At 59.0% G+C, this 22,373-nt stretch carries 20 protein-coding genes; 11 read left to right on the top strand and 9 right to left on the bottom strand.

Annotation, left to right across the window (positions count from 1 at the left end; genetic code table 11):
- The first annotated feature begins 137 nt into the window (after positions 1–137).
- On the top strand, positions 138–1,115 hold the full coding sequence (locus KDX39_RS10800) for an NADPH:quinone reductase (protein WP_231660355.1): 978 nt from the start codon (positions 138–140) through the stop codon (positions 1,113–1,115).
- A gap of 24 nt (positions 1,116–1,139) precedes the next feature.
- Here the strand turns inward: KDX39_RS10800 and KDX39_RS10795 are convergent, their stop codons facing one another.
- From KDX39_RS10795 to KDX39_RS10785, 3 genes are all read right to left on the bottom strand, one after another.
- A complete protein-coding gene (locus KDX39_RS10795) occupies positions 1,140–1,697 on the bottom strand; it encodes an L-threonylcarbamoyladenylate synthase (protein ID WP_099231054.1) in 558 nt (185 codons plus the stop codon).
- A gap of 37 nt (positions 1,698–1,734) precedes the next feature.
- Positions 1,735–2,847, bottom strand: coding sequence for a DNA-processing protein DprA (dprA, locus tag KDX39_RS10790; RefSeq protein ID WP_231660354.1), 1,113 nt, complete (start codon positions 2,845–2,847; stop codon positions 1,735–1,737).
- Positions 2,848–2,970: 123 nt separating this feature from the next.
- Complete coding sequence (locus KDX39_RS10785; protein WP_099231058.1) at positions 2,971–3,996, bottom strand: LysM peptidoglycan-binding domain-containing protein; 1,026 nt, start codon at positions 3,994–3,996, stop codon at positions 2,971–2,973.
- A gap of 123 nt (positions 3,997–4,119) precedes the next feature.
- Here KDX39_RS10785 and def point away from each other — a divergent pair, with 123 nt between their 5' ends.
- Genes def through trkA form a run of 4 tightly spaced genes read left to right on the top strand, consistent with a single transcriptional unit; the run spans position 4,120 to position 8,369 of the window.
- Positions 4,120–4,626 (top strand): peptide deformylase, encoded by a 507-nt coding sequence (def, locus tag KDX39_RS10780; protein ID WP_210041867.1) that lies wholly within the window; start codon positions 4,120–4,122, stop codon positions 4,624–4,626.
- Positions 4,627–4,685: 59 nt separating this feature from the next.
- Complete coding sequence (gene fmt, locus KDX39_RS10775; RefSeq protein WP_231660352.1) at positions 4,686–5,642, top strand: methionyl-tRNA formyltransferase; 957 nt, start codon at positions 4,686–4,688, stop codon at positions 5,640–5,642.
- On the top strand, positions 5,639–6,949 hold the full coding sequence (gene rsmB / locus KDX39_RS10770) for a 16S rRNA (cytosine(967)-C(5))-methyltransferase RsmB (RefSeq protein ID WP_231660350.1): 1,311 nt from the start codon (positions 5,639–5,641) through the stop codon (positions 6,947–6,949). The genes fmt and rsmB overlap by 4 nt, the downstream gene beginning before the upstream one ends.
- Positions 6,950–6,995: 46 nt before the next feature.
- Complete coding sequence (gene trkA / locus KDX39_RS10765; RefSeq protein ID WP_099231066.1) at positions 6,996–8,369, top strand: Trk system potassium transporter TrkA; 1,374 nt, start codon at positions 6,996–6,998, stop codon at positions 8,367–8,369.
- An 87-nt stretch (positions 8,370–8,456) separates the two neighbouring features.
- Here the strand turns inward: trkA and KDX39_RS10760 are convergent, their stop codons facing one another.
- Positions 8,457–9,344, bottom strand: coding sequence for a lysophospholipid acyltransferase (locus tag KDX39_RS10760; protein ID WP_231660349.1), 888 nt, complete (start codon positions 9,342–9,344; stop codon positions 8,457–8,459).
- A 37-nt stretch (positions 9,345–9,381) separates the two neighbouring features.
- Positions 9,382–9,933, bottom strand: a complete 552-nt coding sequence (locus KDX39_RS10755; protein ID WP_099231070.1) for a DNA-3-methyladenine glycosylase I — start codon at positions 9,931–9,933, stop codon at positions 9,382–9,384.
- 79 nt (positions 9,934–10,012) lie between these two features.
- Between KDX39_RS10755 and glyQ the strand changes: the two genes are divergently transcribed.
- From glyQ to KDX39_RS10730, 5 genes are all read left to right on the top strand, one after another.
- Complete coding sequence (gene glyQ, locus KDX39_RS10750) at positions 10,013–10,960, top strand: glycine--tRNA ligase subunit alpha (RefSeq protein ID WP_002551326.1); 948 nt, start codon at positions 10,013–10,015, stop codon at positions 10,958–10,960.
- Complete coding sequence (glyS, locus tag KDX39_RS10745; RefSeq protein WP_184322448.1) at positions 10,957–13,011, top strand: glycine--tRNA ligase subunit beta; 2,055 nt, start codon at positions 10,957–10,959, stop codon at positions 13,009–13,011. Before glyQ ends, glyS begins: the two co-directional genes overlap by 4 nt.
- 10 nt (positions 13,012–13,021) lie before the next feature.
- A complete protein-coding gene (gene gmhB, locus KDX39_RS10740) occupies positions 13,022–13,579 on the top strand; it encodes a D-glycero-beta-D-manno-heptose 1,7-bisphosphate 7-phosphatase (RefSeq protein ID WP_184322449.1) in 558 nt (185 codons plus the stop codon).
- A 54-nt stretch (positions 13,580–13,633) separates the two neighbouring features.
- On the top strand, positions 13,634–14,404 hold the full coding sequence (locus KDX39_RS10735; RefSeq protein ID WP_210041861.1) for a lysophospholipid acyltransferase family protein: 771 nt from the start codon (positions 13,634–13,636) through the stop codon (positions 14,402–14,404).
- A gap of 390 nt (positions 14,405–14,794) precedes the next feature.
- A complete protein-coding gene (locus tag KDX39_RS10730; RefSeq protein ID WP_231660528.1) occupies positions 14,795–15,328 on the top strand; it encodes a glyoxalase superfamily protein in 534 nt (177 codons plus the stop codon).
- A gap of 102 nt (positions 15,329–15,430) precedes the next feature.
- Here KDX39_RS10730 and gyrB read toward each other — a convergent pair whose 3' ends face one another.
- From gyrB to dnaA, 4 genes are read right to left on the bottom strand one after another with little or no spacing between them, the layout of a single operon-like run.
- Positions 15,431–17,848, bottom strand: coding sequence for a DNA topoisomerase (ATP-hydrolyzing) subunit B (gene gyrB, locus KDX39_RS10725; RefSeq protein WP_004882454.1), 2,418 nt, complete (start codon positions 17,846–17,848; stop codon positions 15,431–15,433).
- 4 nt (positions 17,849–17,852) lie between these two features.
- A complete protein-coding gene (recF, locus tag KDX39_RS10720; RefSeq protein WP_231660348.1) occupies positions 17,853–18,956 on the bottom strand; it encodes a DNA replication/repair protein RecF in 1,104 nt (367 codons plus the stop codon).
- Between the two features lie 21 nt (positions 18,957–18,977).
- The gene (gene dnaN, locus KDX39_RS10715) at positions 18,978–20,081 is read right to left on the bottom strand and encodes a DNA polymerase III subunit beta (protein ID WP_099231076.1); all 1,104 of its coding nucleotides are present in this window, start codon (positions 20,079–20,081) and stop codon (positions 18,978–18,980) included.
- Positions 20,082–20,119: 38 nt separating this feature from the next.
- The gene (dnaA, locus tag KDX39_RS10710; protein ID WP_231660347.1) at positions 20,120–21,652 is read right to left on the bottom strand and encodes a chromosomal replication initiator protein DnaA; all 1,533 of its coding nucleotides are present in this window, start codon (positions 21,650–21,652) and stop codon (positions 20,120–20,122) included.
- 584 nt (positions 21,653–22,236) lie between these two features.
- On the opposite strand from dnaA, the gene rpmH reads away from it, so the two are divergent.
- Complete coding sequence (rpmH, locus tag KDX39_RS10705) at positions 22,237–22,371, top strand: 50S ribosomal protein L34 (protein ID WP_002551315.1); 135 nt, start codon at positions 22,237–22,239, stop codon at positions 22,369–22,371.
- Positions 22,372–22,373: the final 2 nt, after the last annotated feature.

Below are 22,373 nucleotides of genomic sequence, written 5' to 3'. Positions count from 1 at the left end.
GCTGAGCCCACGGAACACAAGCGGCGCAGGCAAATTGGCGCGTAGCATACCATCGGCAGACGGGTGTGGCAGTTGACGAGGGTCGGGGGAAGGAGTTGGATAGCCGTTTTGCAGTCTGTTTAATCATGGAGAGAACAATGACAAAGCGTATCCAGTTCAGCACTGTCGGAGGACCCGAGGTACTTGAATACATCGACTTCGAGCCCGAAGCGCTTGGTCCGCAGGAAGTGCTTGTACGCAACAAGGCCATCGGCCTGAACTTCATTGATACCTACTACCGCAGTGGTCTGTATCCGGCACCCGAATTGCCGTCCGGCCTGGGCACCGAAGGGGCAGGCGTGGTCGAGGCCGTGGGCGCTGAAGTGACGCGCTTTGCGGTCGGTGACCGGGTTGCCTACGGCACGGGGCCGCTCGGCAGTTACAGCGATGTTCATGCGTTACCGGAAGCCAATCTGGTGAAGCTGCCTGACGCGATCAGCTTCGAGCAGGCCGCCGCCGTGATACTCAAGGGACTGACCGTTCAATACCTGCTGCGCCAGACGTATCAGGTCAAACCGGGCGAGATCATCCTTTTTCATGCTGCCGCTGGCGGCGTGGGTTCGCTGGCCTGCCAATGGGCCAAGGCGTTGGGCGCAAAACTGATCGGCACGGTCAGCACGCCGGAGAAAGCGGCGCACGCCAAAGCGCTGGGCGCCTGGGAAACCATTGATTACAGCCATGAAGATGTCGCCAAGCGAGTGCTGGAGCTGACAGACGGCCGCAAATGCCCGGTGGTCTACGACGGTGTCGGCAAGGATACCTGGCTCACGTCGCTGGATTGCGTTGCGCCGCGCGGTCTGATGGTGAGTTTCGGCAATGCTTCCGGAGCGGTCTCCGGGGTAAACCTGGGCATCCTCTCGCAGAAGGGCTCGCTCTACGTCACCCGCCCGACGCTGGGAAGCTACGCCAATAACGCGCAAAACCTGCAGACCATGGCCGACGAGCTGTTCGACATGCTCGCCAGCGGCAAACTGAAGGTTGGCGAGATCAAGCAGTACGCGCTCGCCGATGCAGCACAGGCACACATTGAGCTGTCTGCCCGTCGCACCACGGGATCGACCATTCTGATCCCGTGAAGCGTGCCGTCGTTCGCGTTCGGCTCAGCCCGCGCGAACGACCTGCGCGGTTGCAATATCGCGAATCACGCTAGGGTTTCGGCGACCGCCCAGGCTGCCACCGAGCACCAGATCGATCTGGCCACGGAAATACTGCTCGACGCGCAACCGCGACCTGGCAGCAGGCCGGCCCGCAGGGTTGGCGGATGTCGAGATCAACGGACCGACCAGCGCGCACAGTTCACGCACCGTCGGGTGATCTGTTACGCGCAGGGCGACAGTCTCGTGAATCCCGGTAATCCACTCCGGCAACAGATTCTGATGGGGCACCAGCCAGGTGTTCGGGCCGGGCCAGGTGCTGGCCATGCGGTCCAGCCACAGCTCGGGAAAGTCCTCGAACAGGAAGTCGAACTGGCGAATGTTATCGGCGATCAGAATCAGTCCTTTTTCCACAGGCCGTGACTTGATTGCCAGCAGGCGATAGACCGCCTCTTCGTCCCATGGGTCGCACCCCAGCCCCCAGACTGCCTCGGTCGGGTAGGCGATGACTGCTCCGGCTCGAATATCACGAGCGGCTTGTTGCACACGCCAACTGCTGACCATTGTCGTCTCTCCACGAAATCCTGGCGGCAGTTTAACCTCAGGGGGCTCTGGCGAACCATCGTCCGGCTTCACTGCTGATCCTTCCGTCGAGTTCAAGCTCGGTGAGTGCCGCGAGCACCTTGGGTAACGGCCAGCCGATTGAGACCGACAAGCCCTCGCTGGTGTGGGGCGCGGCGTGAAGCAAGTCGAGCAGCGGGTGATCGCAGGCAGAGACTGGAGCAGAGTCGGCGTTGTCGGGGGCAGTCACGTGCCAGTGTTGCAAGCCCTCCAGAATGTGATCGACCGTCTCGACCAGTGTTGCGCCATCACGAATCAACTGGTGACACCCTTTGGCACCTGGGTGGTGGATCGAGCCTGGTATCGCATACACCTCGCGCCCGTGTTCCGCTGCAAGACGTGCCGTGATCAGCGAACCGCTGGCGATACTGGCCTCAACCACCAGCACACCAAGGGACAAGCCGCTGATGATTCGATTGCGCCGCGGAAAGTTACTGGGCTGCGCTTGAGCGTCCAGAGGGAACTCGGAAATCACAGCGCCGCCCTGCGCGGCCATCTGCGCGGCGAGTGTCCGATGCTGCTGTGGATAAAGTTTTTCGAGTCCCGTGCCCAGGACGCCGATGGTAAGGCCTCCGACATCCAGTGCGCCCTGATGTGCAGCACCGTCGATACCGCGTGCCAGACCGCTGGTGATCACAAAACCGGCACCGGCCAGACTTCGGGCGAACGCTGCGGCAGTGTCCAGCCCAGGTCTGGATGCACGTCGGCTGCCGACCATTCCCAACTGCGGTCGATCAAGAATTGAAGGGTCACCGGCAATGAACAGCAGGGGCGGCGGATCGGCGATCTGCGCCAGCAAGGCAGGGTAGCCAGGGTCGTCCCACATCAGTAAATGCTGGCCGGGACGCTCCAGCCAGGCCAGTGCGGCGCTTGCACCATCGCGTACCGACGGGTCGCGGCGAGCCTCTGCGCTGGCCGTTGGAAGACCCAGCGCCCGCCATGCGCTGGCGGGTGCGGAGAGTGCCGCTGACGCGCTGCCGAAGGCATCAATCAATCGGGAGAAGCGTTTCAGGCCGACTTCCGGCAAACGATGCAAGCGAAGACGCGCTTCCAGCTCCGAGGGCGACGGAACGGCTTTTTCGAACAGCGGCATGAGATCGTCCTTGATCAATTGTGCACCTCAAGCAGTGCACAAACCTGTGGATAACTCTGTTGACAACAATATGATAAGTGGGCGCGCCTCAGGAAAAATCCGTATCAAAACTGCAACATGGCGCTATGGGTTACGGACCTTGTCCATAATGGCCAAAGATCGATTGGCGTGCAGGACCAAGGCGTAACTAAGCTTGTCGTAGGTGCGGAACACCATCAGCAGTCCCGACCGCTCGTCCGGGATCTTCACCGACTCGCCGGTGACCCGGTCACGCACTCTTTCTCCGGTCTTGTAGATTGCCAACACGTTGCCTTCGGTCAGGCCGTCGCGCCGTCCTCTGTTCAGCGTGACCACGTCCATGACACCAATCTGAGTCACACCGCGTGGCACATCCAGAATCAATCCTTCCACCGGCGTCTGAGGAGCGCTGGGCATGAAGGTCGAATTGATCGCCCGCTCTTCACTGGCGAACAGACGGTCGCCCAGCCTTACTTCCTGAGTCGAGCGCTGAAGCATCAGCGTGGATACGTCGCCCTCGGTGGCCACGACTTCACCGCCCCCGATGTCGTCGGCATTGATGCCCAGCACCTCGTCAGTGTCGGGATCGGTGTAAACCTTGCCCTGCCGAAAAATGCCATAAACGGTATGAGCCGGATCCAGTGCGCCGCGCGCATAGACCCGATCGCCACTGCCGCTGAGCACGCGCTCGGCGTTGCCGGCAACGATGTAAGGCGCCTGCTGGAACTGCTCGACGTTATCGACAATCCGGTTGCTGATCAGAAACGCATTGATGGCGCCCAGCGGGATACTGGGGATCGCCTCGACCATCGGCGTGCTGCGCACACGCGGTGACAATTTGATCGTGCCTCGGGACTCGCCCCGGTTCAATGTCACGCGTGGCTGGCCATCGACGTAGGAGAGCGAAAGCGTGTCGCCCGGGTAGATCAGATCGGGATCGCGTACCTGCGGGTTGGCGCGCCATATCTCGCGCCACTTCCACGGTTCACGCAAAAACTTGCCGGAAATATCCCAGAGGGTGTCGCCTGTGGCGACGGTATAAGTCTGCGGATGGCCTTCCCTGAGCTGCACTTGCGCCTGGACAAGACCGCTGGCGGTCAACAGCAGCAAGGCGAGTAGTGATTTCCTCATGCGGTGAATCCCTTTATCATGTTGCCTCGCGTGAACAATAGAGTCCCATCATGGGCTGCCCGCTTTGACGTCCGAGCCCGCAGCCGACATTGACTTTACCTTAACAGTGCAGCTCTTACGTATATGGCTATTTTAAACATCCTCGAATTTCCCGATTCGCGCCTGCGCACCATCGCCAAACCTGTGGCGATAGTAGACGACGGCATTCGCCAGTTGGTCGACGACATGTTTGAAACCATGTACGAAGCGCCTGGCATCGGGCTGGCAGCGACCCAGGTCAACGTCCACAAGCGTGTGGTGGTGATGGACCTGAGTGAAGATCGCAGCGAGCCGCGCGTATTCATCAACCCTGAAATCGAAACGCTGACCGATGAAATGGATCAGTATCAGGAAGGCTGCCTGTCGGTGCCCGGTTTCTACGAGAACGTCGACCGCCCGCAAAAAGTCCGCATCAAGGCGCTGGGCCGCGACGGCGAGCCTTACGAACTGGTGGCTGAAGGTCTGTTGGCGATCTGCATTCAGCATGAGTGCGATCACCTGAACGGTAAGCTGTTCGTCGACTACCTCTCCAACCTCAAGCGTGACCGGATCAAGAAGAAGCTGGAAAAGCAGCACAAGCTCAACGCCTGATCCGTCATCACCCAAAAGGCCTGTCGAAGGCCTTTTTCTTTTTCCAGAACGAGAAGTCCATGACTGAGCCACTGCGCATCGTCTTCGCCGGCACTCCGGAATTCGCCGCCGAACACCTCAAGGCCCTGCTCGACAGCCCTTATCAGATCGTTGCGGTCTACACCCAGCCTGATCGCCCGGCCGGTCGTGGACAAAAACTGATGCCCAGCCCGGTCAAGCAGCTGGCGCTCGAGCATAACGTGCCTGTCATGCAGCCGCCGACGCTGCGAGCACCCGAAGCCCAGGCAGAGCTGGCGGCGTTGAAGCCGGACCTGATGGTGGTGGTCGCCTACGGCCTGATCCTGCCGCAGGTGGTGCTGGATATTCCGCGTCTGGGCTGCATCAACAGCCACGCCTCTCTGCTGCCACGCTGGCGCGGCGCCGCGCCCATTCAGCGTGCCGTTCAGGCGGGTGACGCCGAAAGTGGCGTGACGGTGATGCGCATGGAGGCCGGTCTCGACACAGGCCCCATGCTGCTCAAGGCCGTAACCCCGATTACTGCGCAGGACACCGGAGGTACGCTTCATGATCGTCTGGCTGAGCTCGGCCCGCCCGCAGTGTTGCAAGCCATTGCCGGGCTGGCAGACGGCTCGCTGATCGGCGAGGTTCAGGACGACAGCTTGGCCAACTACGCTCACAAATTGAACAAGGACGAAGCGCGCATCGACTGGACGCGTCCGGCCGATGAGCTGGAGCGCCTGGTGCGTGCGTTCAATCCATGGCCGATCTGTCACAGCACGTTGAACACCGAAGCATTGAAAGTTCTGGCCGCTGATCTGGTCGCCGATCTGGTCGAAGGGCAGGGCGCGCCGGGCACGATTCTGAGTGCCAGCAAGGAAGGTCTGATCGTCGCCTGCGGCGAGAACGCCCTGCGCCTGACTCGCCTGCAACTGCCGGGGGGCAAGCCACTGAGCTTTACCGACCTGTTCAACAGCCGCCGCGAGAAATTCGCCGTCGGCACGGTGCTGGGCCAATGAACCCGCGTCTGGCCGCGGCCAAAGCCTTGGCCGCTGTTCTCAGCGGCAAGGCATCGCTGAACAGTTCACTGCCCACGCAACTGGACAAGGTCGAGCTGCGTGATCGCGGCCTGACTCAGGACCTGGCATTCGGCACCGCGCGCTGGCAACCACGTTTGTCGGCCCTCGCAGCCAAACTGCTGCAAAAGCCGTTCAAGGCGGCCGATGCCGACGTCGAAGCCTTGCTGCTGGTCGGTCTGTATCAGCTGTTCTACAGCCGCATGCCTGCTCACGCCGCGATTGGCGAAACCGTGGGCTGTGCCGACAAGCTGAAAAAACCCTGGGCGAAGGGTTTGCTCAACGCCGTATTGCGCAACGCACAGCGCGAAGGCGAAGCACTGCTGATCGAGCTGGAACATGACCCGGTCGTGCGCACGGCCCATCCGCGCTGGCTGCAGAAAGCCCTGAAAGCCGCATGGCCTGAACACTGGGAAGCAATCTGCGCCGCCAACAATGCTCATCCACCGATGATCCTGCGGGTCAATCGTCGTCACCACAGCCGCGATCAATACCTTGAATTGTTGAAGGCTGCAGGTCTTGAAGCCAGCGCCTGCACGTTCAGTCAGGACGCCATCGTGCTCGCCGAGCCCTGCGACGTACGCTCGCTGCCCGGTTTTGCCGAAGGCTGGATCAGTGTTCAGGACGAAGCCGCGCAACTGGCCGCTGACCTGATGGAGCTTGCCCCCGGCCAACGCGTGCTCGACGCCTGCTGCGCACCGGGCGGCAAGACCTGCCATCTTCTGGAAGTACAGCCGCAACTGAAGGGCGTGGTGGCCGTGGATCTGGAAGCCAAGCGTCTGGTGCGTGTTCGCGAGAATCTCGACCGCCTCGGCCTGGATGCCGAACTGATCGCCGCCGATGCCCGGGAAACCGCGCAGTGGTGGGACGGCAAGCCATTCCAGCGCATCCTGCTCGATGCCCCGTGTTCGGCAACTGGCGTGATCCGTCGCCATCCGGACATCAAGCTGACGCGTCAGCCAGACGACATCATCGCGCTCGCCACGCTGCAAGGTGAGCTGCTCGATGCCCTGTGGCCTACGCTTGAGGTGGGCGGCATGCTGATCTACGCCACGTGCTCGACACTGCCGACGGAAAATACCGAAGTGGTCGAAGCCTTTCTGGCCCGCACTTCCGGGGCAAGGGAGCTGGATATCGCCAGCGAAGCGGGCATCAAACAGCCGCATGGTCGCCAGTTGCTGGCCCAGCAAGGCGGCCACGATGGTTTCTACTACGCCAAACTGATCAAGATCGCCGCGGCGCGGGCTTGAGGATGCAACGGGCGACAGTGCCCAGGAATTTCCACGGAGTGAACGGTTGAAAATCATCATCCTGGGTGCAGGTCAGGTCGGCGGCACGCTGGCCGAGCATTTGGCAGGCGAAGCCAACGACATCACCGTGGTCGACACGGACGGTGATCGGTTGCGCAACCTGGGCGACCGGCTGGACATCCGGACCGTGCAGGGCAAAGGCTCCTACCCGGCTGTACTGCGCCAGGCCGGTGCCGACGACGCCGACATGCTGGTCGCCGTGACCAGCAGCGATGAAGCCAACATGATCGCCTGTCAGGTCGCGTACACGCTGTTTCACACGCCGACCAAAATTGCGCGAGTGCGTGAAGCCGCTTACCTGACACGCTCGGAGCTGTTCGACAACAGCGCTATTCCAGTGGACGTGCTGATCAGCCCGGAGCAGGTGGTCACCAATTACATCAAGCGCCTGATCGAATACCCCGGTGCCCTGCAAGTGATCGACTTTGCCGAGGGCAAGGCTCAGCTGGTCGCGGTCAAGGCGTACTACGGCGGGCCGCTGGTGGGCCAGCAACTGCGCCAGCTCAAGGCGCACATGCCCAATGTTGAAACCCGCGTCGCCGCGATTTTCCGCCGCGACCGCCCCATCCTGCCTCAGGGCGATACCGTCATCGAAGCCGACGACGAAGTCTTCTTCGTGGCCGCCAAGGCTGACATTCGTGCGGTGATGGGCGAAATGCGGCGCCTGGACGAAAGCTACAAACGCATCGTGATCGCTGGCGGCGGCAACATCGGCGAGCGCCTGGCGGAAGCCATCGAGAGCCGCTACCAGGTCAAGATCATCGAGATGAACCCGGCACGCTGCCGTTACCTCTCGGAGAACCTGGACAACACGGTCGTGCTGCAAGGCAGTTCCTCGGATCGCGACCTGCTGATCGAGGAAAACATCGGCAATACCGACCTGTTCCTGGCCCTGACCAATGACGATGAAGCCAACATCATGTCGTCGCTGCTCGCCAAACGGCTGGGCGCACGCAAAGTGATGACCCTGATCAACAACTCGGCGTATGTGGATCTGGTGCAGGGCGGGGAAATCGATGTCGCGGTCAGCCCGCAACTGGCGACCATCGGAACCTTGCTGGCCCACGTACGACGCGGCGACATCGTCAGTGTCCACTCTCTGCGCCGGGGTGCAGCCGAAGCCATCGAGATCGTGGCACACGGCGACTCGAAATCCAGCAAGGTCATCGGCCGCGCCATCAAGGACATCAATCTGCCGACCGGCACCATGATTGGCGCGATCATCCGCAACGAAGAAGTCCTCATCGCCCACGACATCACCGTGATCGAATCCGGCGATCAGGTGATCATGTTCCTTGTGGATAAAAAGTACATCCGCGACGTAGAGCGGCTGTTCCAGGTGGGTTTGAGCTTTTTCTGAGCAGACCGATAGTTCGCTGCACATGCCGTCGGGACGCTCCGCGTCCCGATAGGCCTGATCCCGCAAGTCGGCGAGTGAAGCGCCAGATCAGTACCAGCGCTTCTCACCCTCGGGACGCTTCTTGAAGCGCTTCATGGTCCACATGTACTGGCTCGGGTAAGCGCGTACATACTTCTCGACCACTTTGCTCATCGCCGCTGCCGACGTTTCGGTGTCAGTGCTGTACATGGCTTCAGGGGCCGCTTCCAGTACAACCTTGTAACCCGAACCGTCCGGCAGGCGCATGGCGTGCAGGAAGACGCCGACTGCCTTGCCGCCTGCCAGCATGTTGGGCACGAACTTGCTGGTCAGCGCCATTGTGCCGCAGAAGGGCACAAAGATGCCGGCGGACTCCGCCGGCTCAGGATCTGCGGGGATGCCCACCGAACCGCCTTTGCGGACTTCCTTGATGACGCTGAGGATGCCTTCCTTGGTAGACGCCGCTACGCGGTTGCCCAGTTGTACCCGTTGCTTGCGCAGCAGATCATCCACAGCCTTCAACTTCGGCGGACGGTAGAAAATGATCGGCTTGCACTGGCTGCAATAGAAATGGTTGAGCACTTCCCAGTTGCCCAGGTGGCTGGTGATCCCGACCACGCCCTTGCCGGACGCCAGCGCCTCCTTGAGCACGTCGAGCCCTTCGACTTCACGCACCAGATTGATCGATTTCTGTGCAGGCCAGATCCATGCACAAGCGCTTTCGGTCAACGTCTTGCCAATGTCCATGAGGCTTCTGCCCACCAGCTTTTCAAGCTCGGGCTCGCTCAGCTCGGGGAAACACTTGGACAGATTGATCCGCGCCACTTCGCGCGAACGGTTGGGAAGTTTCCACATCAGCCAGCCGATGGCGGTGCCGACCCACTGCACGGCACGCCAGGGCAGGAGGGCAAACAGGCGTAACGCCCCGACCATCATGGCGCCTTTGAACTTTTCCACAGATCACTCCCGGATTCTTGAGGCAGGCATTGTACCGTCAGCGGCTCAGGATCGCGTACCGATCACAGTCAACGGTGTGGTCCATGACCATTCCGCTGGCCTGCATGTAGGCATAACAAATGGTCGGACCGACGAACGTGAAGCCGGCTTTCTTCAGTGCCTTGCTCATCGCTTCGGCTTCAGCGGTGATGGCAGGCACTTCGCTGCGATCCTTGAAATGGTTGACCTTCGGCTGACCGCCGACAAACGACCAGAGCAGATCCACCGGTTCCTTCAGCGCCAGCCAGGCCCTGGCGTTGGTACGCACGGCCCTGAGCTTGAGCCGGTTGCGAATGATGGTTGGATCGAGCATCAGCGCATCGATCTCAGCATCGGTCAGTTGCGCCAGACGCTCGGCATCGAAACCGAACAGCACCTCGCGATATCGGGCGCGTCGTTTGAGAATCGTGATCCAGGAAAGGCCGGCCTGGAACCCTTCGAGCAAAAGCAACTCGAAGAGCTTCTGCGCGTCGCGCAGCGGCACGCCCCACTCCTGATCGTGATAAGCGATGTAAAGGGGGTCTTCGTTGCACCAAAAGCAGCGTGTCATAGGGCTCCCAAGGGTGGACGTGCAGCCGAATCGGGTATACTCCCGCTCTTTGAATCGCAGCCCAGCACAGGTGAAATTTGTGAGCCAGCCTACGCCAGCCGTGCGTACCTTCCAAGACTTGATCCTCGCCCTCCAGCAATACTGGGCAGAACAAGGTTGTGTGGTACTTCAGCCCTACGATATGGAAGTAGGCGCCGGCACTTTCCACACCGCCACGTTTCTGCGCGCCGTAGGCCCGGAAACCTGGAATGCCGCCTACGTACAGCCAAGCCGTCGTCCTACAGATGGCCGCTATGGCGAGAACCCCAACCGCCTGCAGCACTACTATCAGTTTCAGGTGATCCTGAAGCCGAACCCTGACAACTTTCAGGAACTGTACCTGGGCTCGCTCAAGCACATCGGCCTCGATCCGCTGGTGCACGACGTGCGCTTCGTCGAAGACAACTGGGAATCGCCGACGCTGGGCGCCTGGGGTCTGGGCTGGGAAATCTGGCTCAACGGCATGGAAGTGTCGCAGTTCACCTACTTCCAGCAGGTCGGCGGGCTGGAATGCTATCCGGTCACCGGCGAAATCACCTACGGCCTGGAGCGTCTGGCCATGTACCAGCAGGGCGTGGACTCGGTCTACGATCTGGTCTGGGCCGACGGTCCGTTCGGCAAAGTGACTTACGGCGATGTGTTCCATCAGAACGAGGTTGAGCAATCGACCTACAACTTCGAGCACGCCAACGTCGACAAACTGTTCGAGCTGTTCGATTTCTACGAAAGTGAAGCGGCCCGCCTGATCGAACTCGAGCTGCCGTTGCCAGGTTACGAAATGGTCCTCAAGGCCTCGCACACCTTCAACCTGCTGGATGCCCGTCGCGCCATCTCCGTGACCGCGCGTCAGCAATACATCCTGCGCGTGCGCACACTGGCTCGCTCGGTGGCTCAGGCTTATCTGCAAGCTCGCGCCAGACTCGGTTTCCCGATGGCGCCACCCGATCTGCGCGACGAAGTGTTGGCTAAGCTGGAGGCTGCACAATGAGTGCTCAAGATTTTCTGGTCGAACTGGGCACCGAAGAGCTGCCACCCAAGACCCTGAGTTCACTGGCCGACGCGTTTCTGGCCGGTATCGAGAAGGGCCTGCAGAGCGCCGGCCTGACTTACAGCGCCAAACAGGTCTACGCCGCACCGCGTCGTCTGGCGGTGCTGATCACCGAGCTGTCCACGCAGCAACCGGATCGTGCCGTCAATCTGGATGGCCCGCCACGTCAGGCCGCGTTCGATGCCGACGGCAATCCGACTCAGGCCGCCCTGGGCTTCGCCAAGAAGTGCGGCGTTGACCTGAGCGAAATCGATCAGAGCGGCCCGAAGCTTCGTTACAGCCAGAACATCGTCGGCAAGCCGACCGTGTCGCTGCTGCCTACCATCGTCGAAGACTCGCTGAACGACCTGCCGATTGCCAAGCGCATGCGCTGGGGTGCTCGCAAGGAAGAGTTCGTGCGCCCGACCCAGTGGCTGGTGATGCTGTTCGGCGATCAGGTTGTCGATTGCACAATCCTGGCTCAGACCTCGGGTCGTCATTCCCGTGGTCACCGCTTCCACCATCCGGAAGATGTGCGTATCTCCTCGCCTGCCGGCTACCTGAGCGACCTGCGTGCCGCCAACGTACTGGCTGACTTCAACGAGCGTCGCCAGATCATCAGCAAGCGCGTCGAAGAACTGGCCACCCAACAGGAAGGCACCGCCATCGTGCCGCCAAGCCTGCTGGACGAAGTCACCGGTCTGGTCGAATGGCCAGTGCCGCTGGTGTGCTCGTTCGAAGAACGTTTCCTCGAGGTGCCTCAGGAAGCGCTGATCACCACCATGCAGGACAACCAGAAGTATTTCTGCCTGCTGGATGCCGACGGCAAGCTGTTGCCACGTTTCATCACCGTCGCAAACATCGAAAGCAAGGACCCGGCGCAGATCATCGCCGGTAACGAGAAGGTGGTTCGTCCACGCCTGACCGACGCTGAGTTCTTCTTCAAGCAGGACAAGAAGCAGAAGCTGGAGACCTTCAACGAGCGCCTGAAGAACGTCGTGTTCCAGGCTCAGTTGGGCAGTGTCTACGACAAGGCCGAGCGCGTTTCGAAACTGGCCGCCTACATCGCGCCACGCATCGGCGGCGACGCTCAGCGTGCAGCGCGTGCGGGCCTGCTGTCCAAGTGCGACCTGTCGACCGAGATGGTTGGCGAGTTCCCCGAGATGCAGGGCGTGGCAGGCTACTACTACGCCAAGGCCGACGGCGAGGCTGAAGACGTGGCTCTGGCGCTGAACGAGCAGTACATGCCTCGTGGCGCAGGTGCTGAACTGCCGACCACCCTGACCGGTGCAGCGGTTGCCATCGCAGACAAGCTCGACACACTCGTGGGCATCTTCGGTATCGGCATGCTGCCCACCGGCAGCAAGGACCCCTATGCTCTGCGTCGCGCAGCGCTGGGTATCCTGCGCATTCTGATCGAGAAGAAGCTGGACCTGGACCTGATCGAAACGGTGAAATTCGCAGTCACTCAGTTCGGTGCCAAGGTCAAGCCGGCCGGTCTGCCAGAGCAGGTGCTGGAGTTCATCTTCGACCGTCTGCGTGCGCGTTACGAAGACGAAGGCGTCGAAGTAGCCGTGTACCTGTCGGTCCGTGCGCTGCAGCCAGGTTCTGCGCTGGACTTCGATCAGCGTGTGCAGGCCGTTCAGGCATTCCGCAAGCTGCCACAGGCAGCCGCACTGGCAGCGGTGAACAAGCGCGTATCGAACCTGCTGAGCAAGGCCGAGGGCAACATCGCCCAGACCGTCGAGCCCAAGTACTTCGACAACGCCAACGAGTTCTCGCTGTACTCCGCGATCCAGCAAGCCGACCACGCTGTGCAGCCAATGGCCGCCGAGCGCCAGTACAGCGAATCGCTGGCGCGTCTGGCCAGTCTGCGTGAGCCGGTCGATGCGTTCTTCGAAGCGGTGATGGTCAACGCCGAAGATGCCAACGTGCGTGCCAACCGCTATGCACTGCTGGCCCGCCTGCGTGGCCTGTTCCTCGGCGTTGCCGATATCTCGCTGCTGGGCTGACAAGGGGTCGATGTTGAAACTGCTGATACTGGATCGGGATGGAGTGATCAACCATGACTCCGACGCTTACATAAAGTCGGTGGAAGAGTGGATTCCCATTCCCGGCTCGATCCAGGCGATCGCAGCGCTGAGCAAGGCTGGCTGGACGGTGGCCATCGCCACCAACCAGTCCGGCATTGCCAGAGGTTATTACGATCTGGCCACTCTGGACGCCATGCACGCGCGACTGCGCGAGCTTGTGACAGAGCAGGGTGGCGAGGTTGGTTTGATCGTCTACTGCCCGCATGGGCCAGACGAAGGCTGCGACTGCCGCAAGCCCCGGCCCGGCATGTTGCAGACCATCGCCCGACATTACGCAGTCGACCTGAAGGGTCTATGGTTTGTGGGCGACAGCAAAGGTGACCTGCAGGCGGCTTTGGCCGTCGATTGTCAGCCTGTTCTGGTAAAGACCGGCAAAGGTCAGAAGACCCTGGCTGGCGACGTGCCGACCGGCACCCTTGTTTTTGACGATCTGGCGGCGGTTGCCGCAGAGCTTATCCACACTAGCGTTTCGCTGAATACTCCCTAAGTTCGGCTTGAAGCGCTCAAGGAGCGGGCACCTGCCCGTACGGTAAACGTAACTATGTCGATCATGCAGGCAATCAGGACTTTCTTCTTCTACCTGTTGCTGGGCACCAGCTCGCTGCTGTGGTGCACGTTGAGCTTTTTCATCGCGCCATTCATGCCATTCAAGGCTCGTTATCGATTCATCAACGTCTACTGGTGCCGCTGCGCCATTTGGCTGACCCGTGTGTTCCTCGACATCAAGGTCGAAGTCACCGGCGCTGAGAACGTTCCGAAGACACCCTGCGTGATCATCTCCAACCATCAGAGCACGTGGGAAACCTTCTTCCTGTCGGCGTACTTCGAGCCAATGAGCCAGGTGCTCAAGCGCGAGTTGCTCTACGTCCCGTTCTTTGGCTGGGCCATGGCCATGCTTCGTCCTATCGCGATTGATCGTGATAACCCCAAGGCTGCGCTGAAGGCGATCGCCAAAAAGGGCGACGAACTGCTCAAGGACGGAATCTGGGTTTTGATCTTCCCGGAAGGCACCCGAGTGCCGTATGGCCAGGTGGGCAAGTTTTCCCGCGGCGGTACGGCACTGGCGGTCAACGCCGATCTTCCAGTGCTGCCGATAGCCCACAACGCAGGCAAGTACTGGCCGAGAGACGGCTGGGCGAAAAAGCCCGGCACGATTCAGGTCGTGATCGGCGAGCCGATGTACGCCGAAGGCACAGGACCCCGTGCCATCGCCGCACTGAATGAGCGCGTTCAGACGTGGAATGAGGACACTCAGCGTGCACTGGGCTCCCCGGCTGCACCGGTAGCGAGCGGCGAAAAAGTCCCGGCCTGATTTTGTGGATAACCTGTGTACGCTTTTTTGATAAGCGCTGAAAAATGCACGTAACCTATTGATAGCTTTATTTATTTCTTAAAGCCATTAACAAGCCAAAAACGTGCATAAGTTTTGGTGATATAAAAAAACCGACCCGTTTGAGGTCGGTTTTTTATTGCCTTTCAAATGACGGTTTTCATAGAAACCAGGCACCCCGAGCTTCTGCACACAGTTGCCGACTTTCGCTTCGAATGTTGCCTGTGTACTATCCAGCTCAGGCCGATGCTGCCCGCCGCTCGCTCCGCAAGGAAGGTGAAAGCATTGCGACTCCCAACTCAACTGCATCGTTATCGACCGGTCGAGGCTTGGCAACGCGGGCACCTGCATGCTTCGACTCAGGGAGAAATGATGTCATCCATCGAGAACGCCAAACAGCTGGCCAAGACGCTGCGTGCAGCGCTGGCAGCACGGGATCAGAACGTGTCCCACTCTGAAGCGCTGGAGCTGGTTTCCCGGCAACTCGGCTACAAGGACTGGAACACGGCCTCGGCCCTGCTGCCTCAAGAAACGCCTCAGCCCACCGCCACTACCTTCAAAAGCCCGATACCGATATTTCGGATGTTCGACGAAGCCAAGGCCCGTGAGTTTTACCTGGACTTCCTGGCCTTCAGCGTGGAGTTCGAGCACCGCTTCGAAGCGGATCTGCCGTTGTATCTGGGCATCATCAGGGACGGTTTGCGGATCCACCTCTCAGAGCATCACGGCGATAGCAGCCCTGGATCGACAGTATTTATTCCCACTCAGAACATCGACATGCTTCGCGATGAATTACAGGCCAAGCGTTATGGGTATGGACGTCCCGATATCGTGGAGCAGGGGTGGGGGAGAGTGCTTGAGGTTTATGATCCATTCGGGAACCGGATTCGGTTTTGCGAGAGTTGACGTGTCTCTTGCCTGATCCTGTAATCCGGTAACAATTCCAGAACGCATGCAAACAAAAACCCCGGCTTTCGCCGGGGTTGAGGGTGAAGCATGCGTTCTGGATCAGAAGTCCAGGTTGGACACTGCCAGCGCATTGCTCTCGATGAAGTCACGACGTGGCTCGACCGCATCACCCATCAGGGTGTTGAAGATCTGATCAGCGCCGATGGCGTCTTCGATAGTGACCTTAAGCATGCGGCGCACGCTTGGGTCCATGGTGGTTTCCCACAGCTGATCCGGGTTCATCTCACCCAGACCTTTGTATCGCTGAATGGTGTGGCGCTTGGTGCTTTCGGCCATCAGCCAGGCGAGGGCATCCTTGAACTCCGTCACCTGCTTCTTGCGCTCACCACGTTGCACGTAGGCGCCTTCTTCCAGCAGCGAGCTGATCTGCAGGCCCAGGGCGGTGACAGTCTTGTAATCGTTGCTGCCGAAGAAGTCGCGGTTGAAGGTGACGTAGTTCGACAGACCGTGGGAGATCAGTTCGACCTCTGGCAGCCAGACGTTACGTTCACGGTCTTCGCGCAGGCTGGCCTTGTAGACCAGACCCGACTTCTCACCGGTGCGCAGGCGCGCATCGAACAGATCCAGCCAGGACTGCATGGCAGCGTGGTCGGAAAGCTGCTCAAGCGTGACTGGAGGCAGGTAGACAAAGTGTTCGGTCAGTTCCTGAGGGTACAGGCGCGACAGACGCTTGAGCGTCTTCATGACCATGCGGAAGTCGTTGACCAGACGCTGCAGCGCCTCACCGGAGATGCCCGGAGCCGACTCGCTGAGGTGCAGGCTGGCGTCTTCCAGAGCCGACTGGGTCATGTACTCTTCCATGGCCTCGTCGTCTTTGATGTACTGCTCCTGCTTGCCTTTCTTGACCTTGTACAGCGGCGGCTGAGCGATGTAGATGTAGCCACGCTCGATCAGCTCGGGAAGCTGACGGAAGAAGAAGGTCAGCAGCAACGTACGGATGTGAGAACCGTCGACGTCAGCATCGGTCATGATGATGATGTTGTGATAACGCAACTTGTCGATGTTGTACTCTTCACGGCCAATACCGCAGCCCAGCGCTGTGATCAAGGTGCCCACTTCCTGCGAAGAGATCATCTTGTCGAAACGCGCTTTTTCAACGTTCAGGATCTTACCCTTGAGCGGCAGGATGGCCTGGGTTTTACGGTTACGCCCCTGCTTGGCTGATCCGCCAGCAGAGTCCCCTTCCACTAAGTAGAGTTCGGAGAGGGCAGGGTCTTTCTCTTGGCAGTCAGCAAGTTTGCCTGGCAGACCTGCGATGTCCAATGCGCCTTTACGGCGAGTCATTTCGCGGGCCTTGCGAGCGGCTTCACGAGCGCGCGCAGCGTCGATCATCTTGCCGACAACAGCCTTGGCTTCGTTTGGGTTTTCCAGCAGGAAGTCCGAGAAGTATTTACCCATCTCTTGTTCAACGGCGGTTTTGACTTCAGACGAAACCAGCTTGTCTTTGGTCTGCGAGCTGAACTTGGGATCGGGCACTTTAACGGAGATGATCGCTGTCAGACCTTCACGCGCATCGTCACCGGTGGTGGCGACCTTGTGCTTCTTGGCCAGACCTTCCTGCTCAATGTAGTTGTTCAGGTTACGGGTCAGCGCGGAGCGGAAGCCGACCAGGTGAGTACCACCGTCGCGCTGCGGAATGTTGTTTGTGAAGCACAACAGGTTCTCGTTGAAGCTGTCGTTCCACTGCAACGCGATCTCGACGCCCACCCCATCGTCACGCTGGACGTTGAAGTGGAACACTTCGTTGACCGGCGTCTTGTTGGTGTTCAGGTATTCAACGAATGCGCGCAGACCGCCTTCGTACTTGAACAGCTCTTCCTTACCGCTGCGCTCATCCTTCAGCATGATGCCGACACCGGAGTTCAGGAACGACAGTTCACGTATCCGCTTGGCCAGAATGTCCCAGCTGAAGTGGATGTTCTTGAACGTGTCTGCAGAAGGCTTGAAGTGGATCTGAGTACCCGTGGTATCGCTTTCACCTACGATCTTCATCGGTTCCTGTGGAACACCATGAACATAGGTCTGTTCCCAGATCTTGCCGCTGCGACGCACGGTCAGCAGCAGAATTTCCGAGAGCGCGTTTACTACAGAGACACCTACGCCGTGCAGGCCGCCGGATACCTTGTACGAGTTGTCGTCGAACTTACCGCCAGCGTGAAGCACGGTCATGATGACCTCGGCTGCCGATACGCCTTCCTCTTTGTGCACGTCTACAGGAATACCGCGGCCGTTGTCGCGGACCGTGATCGATTCGTCAGGGTGAATGATGATACTGATGTCGTCGCAATGGCCTGCCAATGCTTCGTCGATCGAGTTATCAACCACTTCGAATACCATGTGATGCAGACCGCTACCGTCGTCTGTATCGCCGATGTACATTCCGGGACGCTTGCGTACGGCATCGAGTCCTTTCAGCACTTTAATGCTGGACGAGTCGTACGTTTGATTTTCGCTCATGCAATCACTCCCGATGGTCGTGGGTCTGGGTGATACGGCCTTGTTCCACGTGGAACAAAGCGACTGGCGTTTCCGTCTGCCAGCCTTCCCTCAAAAATTCTTGGTCTACACAGGTGATAAATACCTGGCAGCGTAATTCTTCCAGCAAACGGCAAAGCGCCCGGCGATGGTTGTCATCCAGTTCGGAAGGCAAGTCATCGACGAGATAGATACACTGCCCGCGCCGGACCTGACTAACCAGATGTCCTTGCGCGATGCGCAACGCACAGACCACCAACTTCTGCTGACCCCGGGACAAAATATCCGCGGCGTTGTGTGCGCCCAATCTAAGACGCAAATCAGCGCGTTGTGGTCCGGCCTGTGTATGGCCCATCTGCTGATCGCGATTCAGGGATAAAGCGAGCACGGTGCTCAACTCTTTTTCCTTATCCCATCCTCGGTAGTAGCTCAGGGTCAAACCTTCGAGTTCAACAAGTTCGCTCAAAGTTTGTTCAAAGACTGGCTTCAATGCCTTGATGTAAGCGCGACGAAACTCATCGATTTCATCACTCGCCAGGCACAGTTCTCGGTCCCATGCCGCCTGCGAAGCGGCGTCAAGTGTACCATGCCGAAGCCATGAGTTTCGCTGCCTCAAGGCCTTCTGGAGCCGCTGCCAAGTGGTCATGAAACGAGGTTCCACGTGGAACACTCCCCAATCCAGAAACTGCCTCCGAATCTTGGGCGCGCCCTCAAGCAATCTGAAACTGTCAGGATTGATGAGCTGCAGCGGAAGGATCTCGGCAAGCTGCGCAGCACTGCGGGCATTCTGTCCATCGATGCGAATCTGGAACTCGCCCTGCCTGTCACGCGCAACACCCAAGCTGCTATGGCCACCTTGCGCAAGTTCGACCTGGCCGAAGACCGTGCAAGATGGTTGCTCATACTGGATGACAGGAAGCAGACGGCTGCTGCGAAACGAGCGAGCGATACCCAGCAAGTGGATAGCTTCCAGTACGCTGGTTTTTCCGCTGCCGTTGGCACCGTAAAGGATGTTGATACGCGGGGAGGGGGAGAGGGTCACCGGGTGCAGATTGCGCACCCCGGTGACCGAGATGCGGCTGAGAGACATCTAGGTTGCGCTGTACATAAGTTACAGGCGCATCGGCATGACAACGTACGCCGAGTCATCGTTGTCTGATTCCTGCACCAGCGCACTGCTGTTGGAGTCAGACAGAATCAAACGCACTTGCTCAGTGGTCATGACGCCCAGAACGTCGAGCAGATAGCTGACGTTGAAACCGATTTCCAACGAGTCGCCGTTGTACTCAACGCCGATTTCTTCTTCTGCTTCTTCCTGCTCAGGGTTGTTGGCCTGAATCTTGAGCTGACCACTGGCCAGTTGCAGACGAATGCCGCGGTATTTTTCGTTGGACAGAATCGCGGTACGGCTGAACGCTTCACGCAGTGCCTGACGATCGCCCAGTACCAACTTGTCACCGCCTTTCGGCAGCACGCGCTCATAGTCAGGGAACTTGCCGTCTACCAGCTTCGAGGTGAAGGTGAACTCGCCTGTGGTTGCGCGAATATGGTGCTGACCCAGCACAATACTGACAATGCCATCCTGCTCTGTCAGCAGACGCGCCATTTCCAGAATACCTTTGCGCGGCACGATGACCTGGTGGCGATCAGCGTGTTCGATGTCGGCAGTCATGGAGCACATTGCCAGGCGGTGGCCATCGGTGGCTACAGCGCGCAGTACACCTGCGCTCACTTCAAGCAACATGCCGTTGAGGTAGTAGCGCACGTCCTGCTGAGCCATGGCGAAGCTGGTGCGCTCGATCAAACGGCGCAGCTTGCTTTGACCCAGCTGGAACGTCAGCGAGCCCGGACCTTCTTCCACGGTAGGGAAGTCGTTGGCAGGCAACGTGGACAAAGTGAAACGGCTACGACCGGCTTTTACCACCAACTTGGCGTCATCGACCTTGATGTCGATGAGGGCATCGTTGGGCAAGCTTTTGCAAATGTCCATCAGCTTGCGCGCAGGGACAGTGATTTCCCCAGGTTCGGCTGGCTCTTCCAACTGCACGCGTCCAACCAGTTCGACTTCAAGGTCGGTACCGGTCAGCGACAGTTGCTGGCCTTCGACGACCATCAAGACGTTGGATAGCACCGGCAAGGTCTGACGGCGTTCAACCACGCCGGCCACCAATTGCAGGGGTTTCAACAGGGCTTCGCGTTGAATGGTGAAATGCATGGTCTAGTCCCTTGCCTTAATAAGCTGCACTGGCGTCATCACGTAGTCAGAGTGCGCAGCAGGTTCTTGTAGTCCTCGCGGATATCCGCATCGGATTCCTTGAGTTCGTTGATCTTTCGGCACGCGTGCAGAACAGTCGTATGGTCGCGGCCGCCAAACACGTCACCGATTTCCGGCAGACTGTGGTTGGTCAGCTCTTTGGACAACGCCATCGCAACCTGTCTTGGACGGGCTACGGAGCGGGAACGACGCTTGGACAACAGGTCGGAGATCTTGATCTTGTAGTACTCGGCAACGGTGCGCTGAATGTTATCCACACTCACCAGCTTGTCCTGAAGAGCGAGCAGATCTTTCAGCGATTCACGAATCAGTTCGATCGTGATGTCACGGCCCATGAAGTGAGAGTGCGCGATGACTCGCTTGAGCGCGCCCTCGAGTTCACGGACGTTGGAGCGAATGCGTTGCGCGATGAAGAACGCCGCATCATGGGGCAGATCGACCTTGGCCTGGTCTGCCTTCTTCATGAGAATCGCGACGCGGGTTTCCAGTTCGGGGGGCTCGACCGCTACCGTCAGACCCCACCCGAAACGCGACTTGAGACGTTCTTCAAGACCTTCGATTTCTTTCGGATAACGGTCGCTGGTCAGGATGACCTGCTGCCCGCCTTCAAGGAGAGCGTTGAACGTGTGGAAAAACTCTTCCTGCGAACGTTCCTTGCGGGCGAAGAATTGAATGTCATCGATCAGCAGCGCATCGACCGAGCGGTAGAAACGCTTGAACTCGTTGATCGCATTGAGCTGCAGCGCCTTGACCATATCGGCCACGAAACGCTCCGAATGCAGGTAGACAACCTTGGCATTGGGGTTTTTCTTGAGCAAGTGGTTACCCACAGCATGCATCAAATGCGTTTTACCCAAGCCGACACCGCCATACAAAAACAGCGGGTTATAGCCGTGCTTCGGGTTATCCGCGACCTGCCAGGCGGCTGCGCGCGCCAGTTGGTTGGATTTACCTTCGACGAAGTTCTCGAACGTGAACGTGCGGTTCAGGTAGCTGGTGTGCTTGAGCGCACCTTCGACCTGAACGGTACGTTGTTCGGCACGCGCGGGCGCCTGTTGCGAACTTGCACCGGCCATGGGATCGAAACTGTCACGCGACGGCTCGTTATGAACCGGTGTCTCCTGGACAGGAGAGGGCGATGCTGCCTGGGCAACCGGCGCGGCAACTGGCGCAGGTGCCTGAGCGCTATTGGCGGAGCTGGCAGACAAGGCATGCGAAGCAGCGGCAGCCAACGGTGCGTTGGGCGCTGCACGAGGAGCAGAGCTGCGTTTACTTCCTATTAATAAGGAAAGCGCAGGCGCCATCCCTTGACCGTGTTCGCCAAGAAGCTCAAGCAATCGGCTGAGGTATTTTTCATTGACCCAATCAAGCACGAAGCGGTTCGGCGCATAGACACGCAACTCGTCGCCTTCGGCTTCGACCTGTAGCGGACGGATCCAGGTGTTGAATTGCTGGGCAGGCAGCTCATCGCGCAAAAGCTCCACGCACTGCTGCCAAAGTTCCACTGACACGGATATCCCCTAAGTCGAAAGCCGGTGAGGCAAAAACAACCGCCATTGTAACGGTCCGCTGAAGACTTATCCACATGTAGGTTGCTAACAGTCGGCTATAAATCATTGATTTGGTGGGCCGACACGCGACGAACGGTATGTGCATAAGGTCTGTGGATAAGAACACTTCAGCCCATTGCATAAGTCGGGGTTGAAGTCTGTGGATAACGCGCCTGTGGATAAATCAGCTATTCATGCACAGCTTTTCCGAGGTTGCAGCACAGGCAGGGCACGGTTTCTCGACAGCCTTTTGAAACGCTGTACACCATGTAAAATGAGGTCTCTAGCGTTTTATCCACAGATATGAACGCCGTAAGAATTATAAGCTTTATAAAAAAGCTTTAAATACTCTCCTTCTTTATTTCTATAACAACGGGCAGGGACGTGAGGGTTCCCTCCCACCAAAGACGGGAAAATACCCATATAGAACGTTATTGAAGAAAAGCTGGTTGGAAATTGACCTGCGGGCCTGCTTTCTCTAGAATCCCCGGTCTCTTAAAACGGGGGCCATTCCGGCCCGTAGTGGACGAACCAGGTAACACGCCATGAAACGTACTTTCCAACCCAGCACTATCAAGCGCGCCCGCACCCACGGTTTCCGTGCACGTATGGCCACCAAAAACGGCCGTGCCGTTCTGTCGCGTCGTCGCGCCAAAGGCCGTAAGCGTCTGGCAGTTTGATA

The organism is Pseudomonas sp. CDFA 610 (assembly GCF_021147865.1).
Lineage (GTDB): Bacteria > Pseudomonadota > Gammaproteobacteria > Pseudomonadales > Pseudomonadaceae > Aquipseudomonas > Aquipseudomonas alliivorans.
The sequence above is the reverse complement of the archived record's forward strand: the minus strand, read 5'-3'. Positions and strand labels throughout refer to the sequence as shown.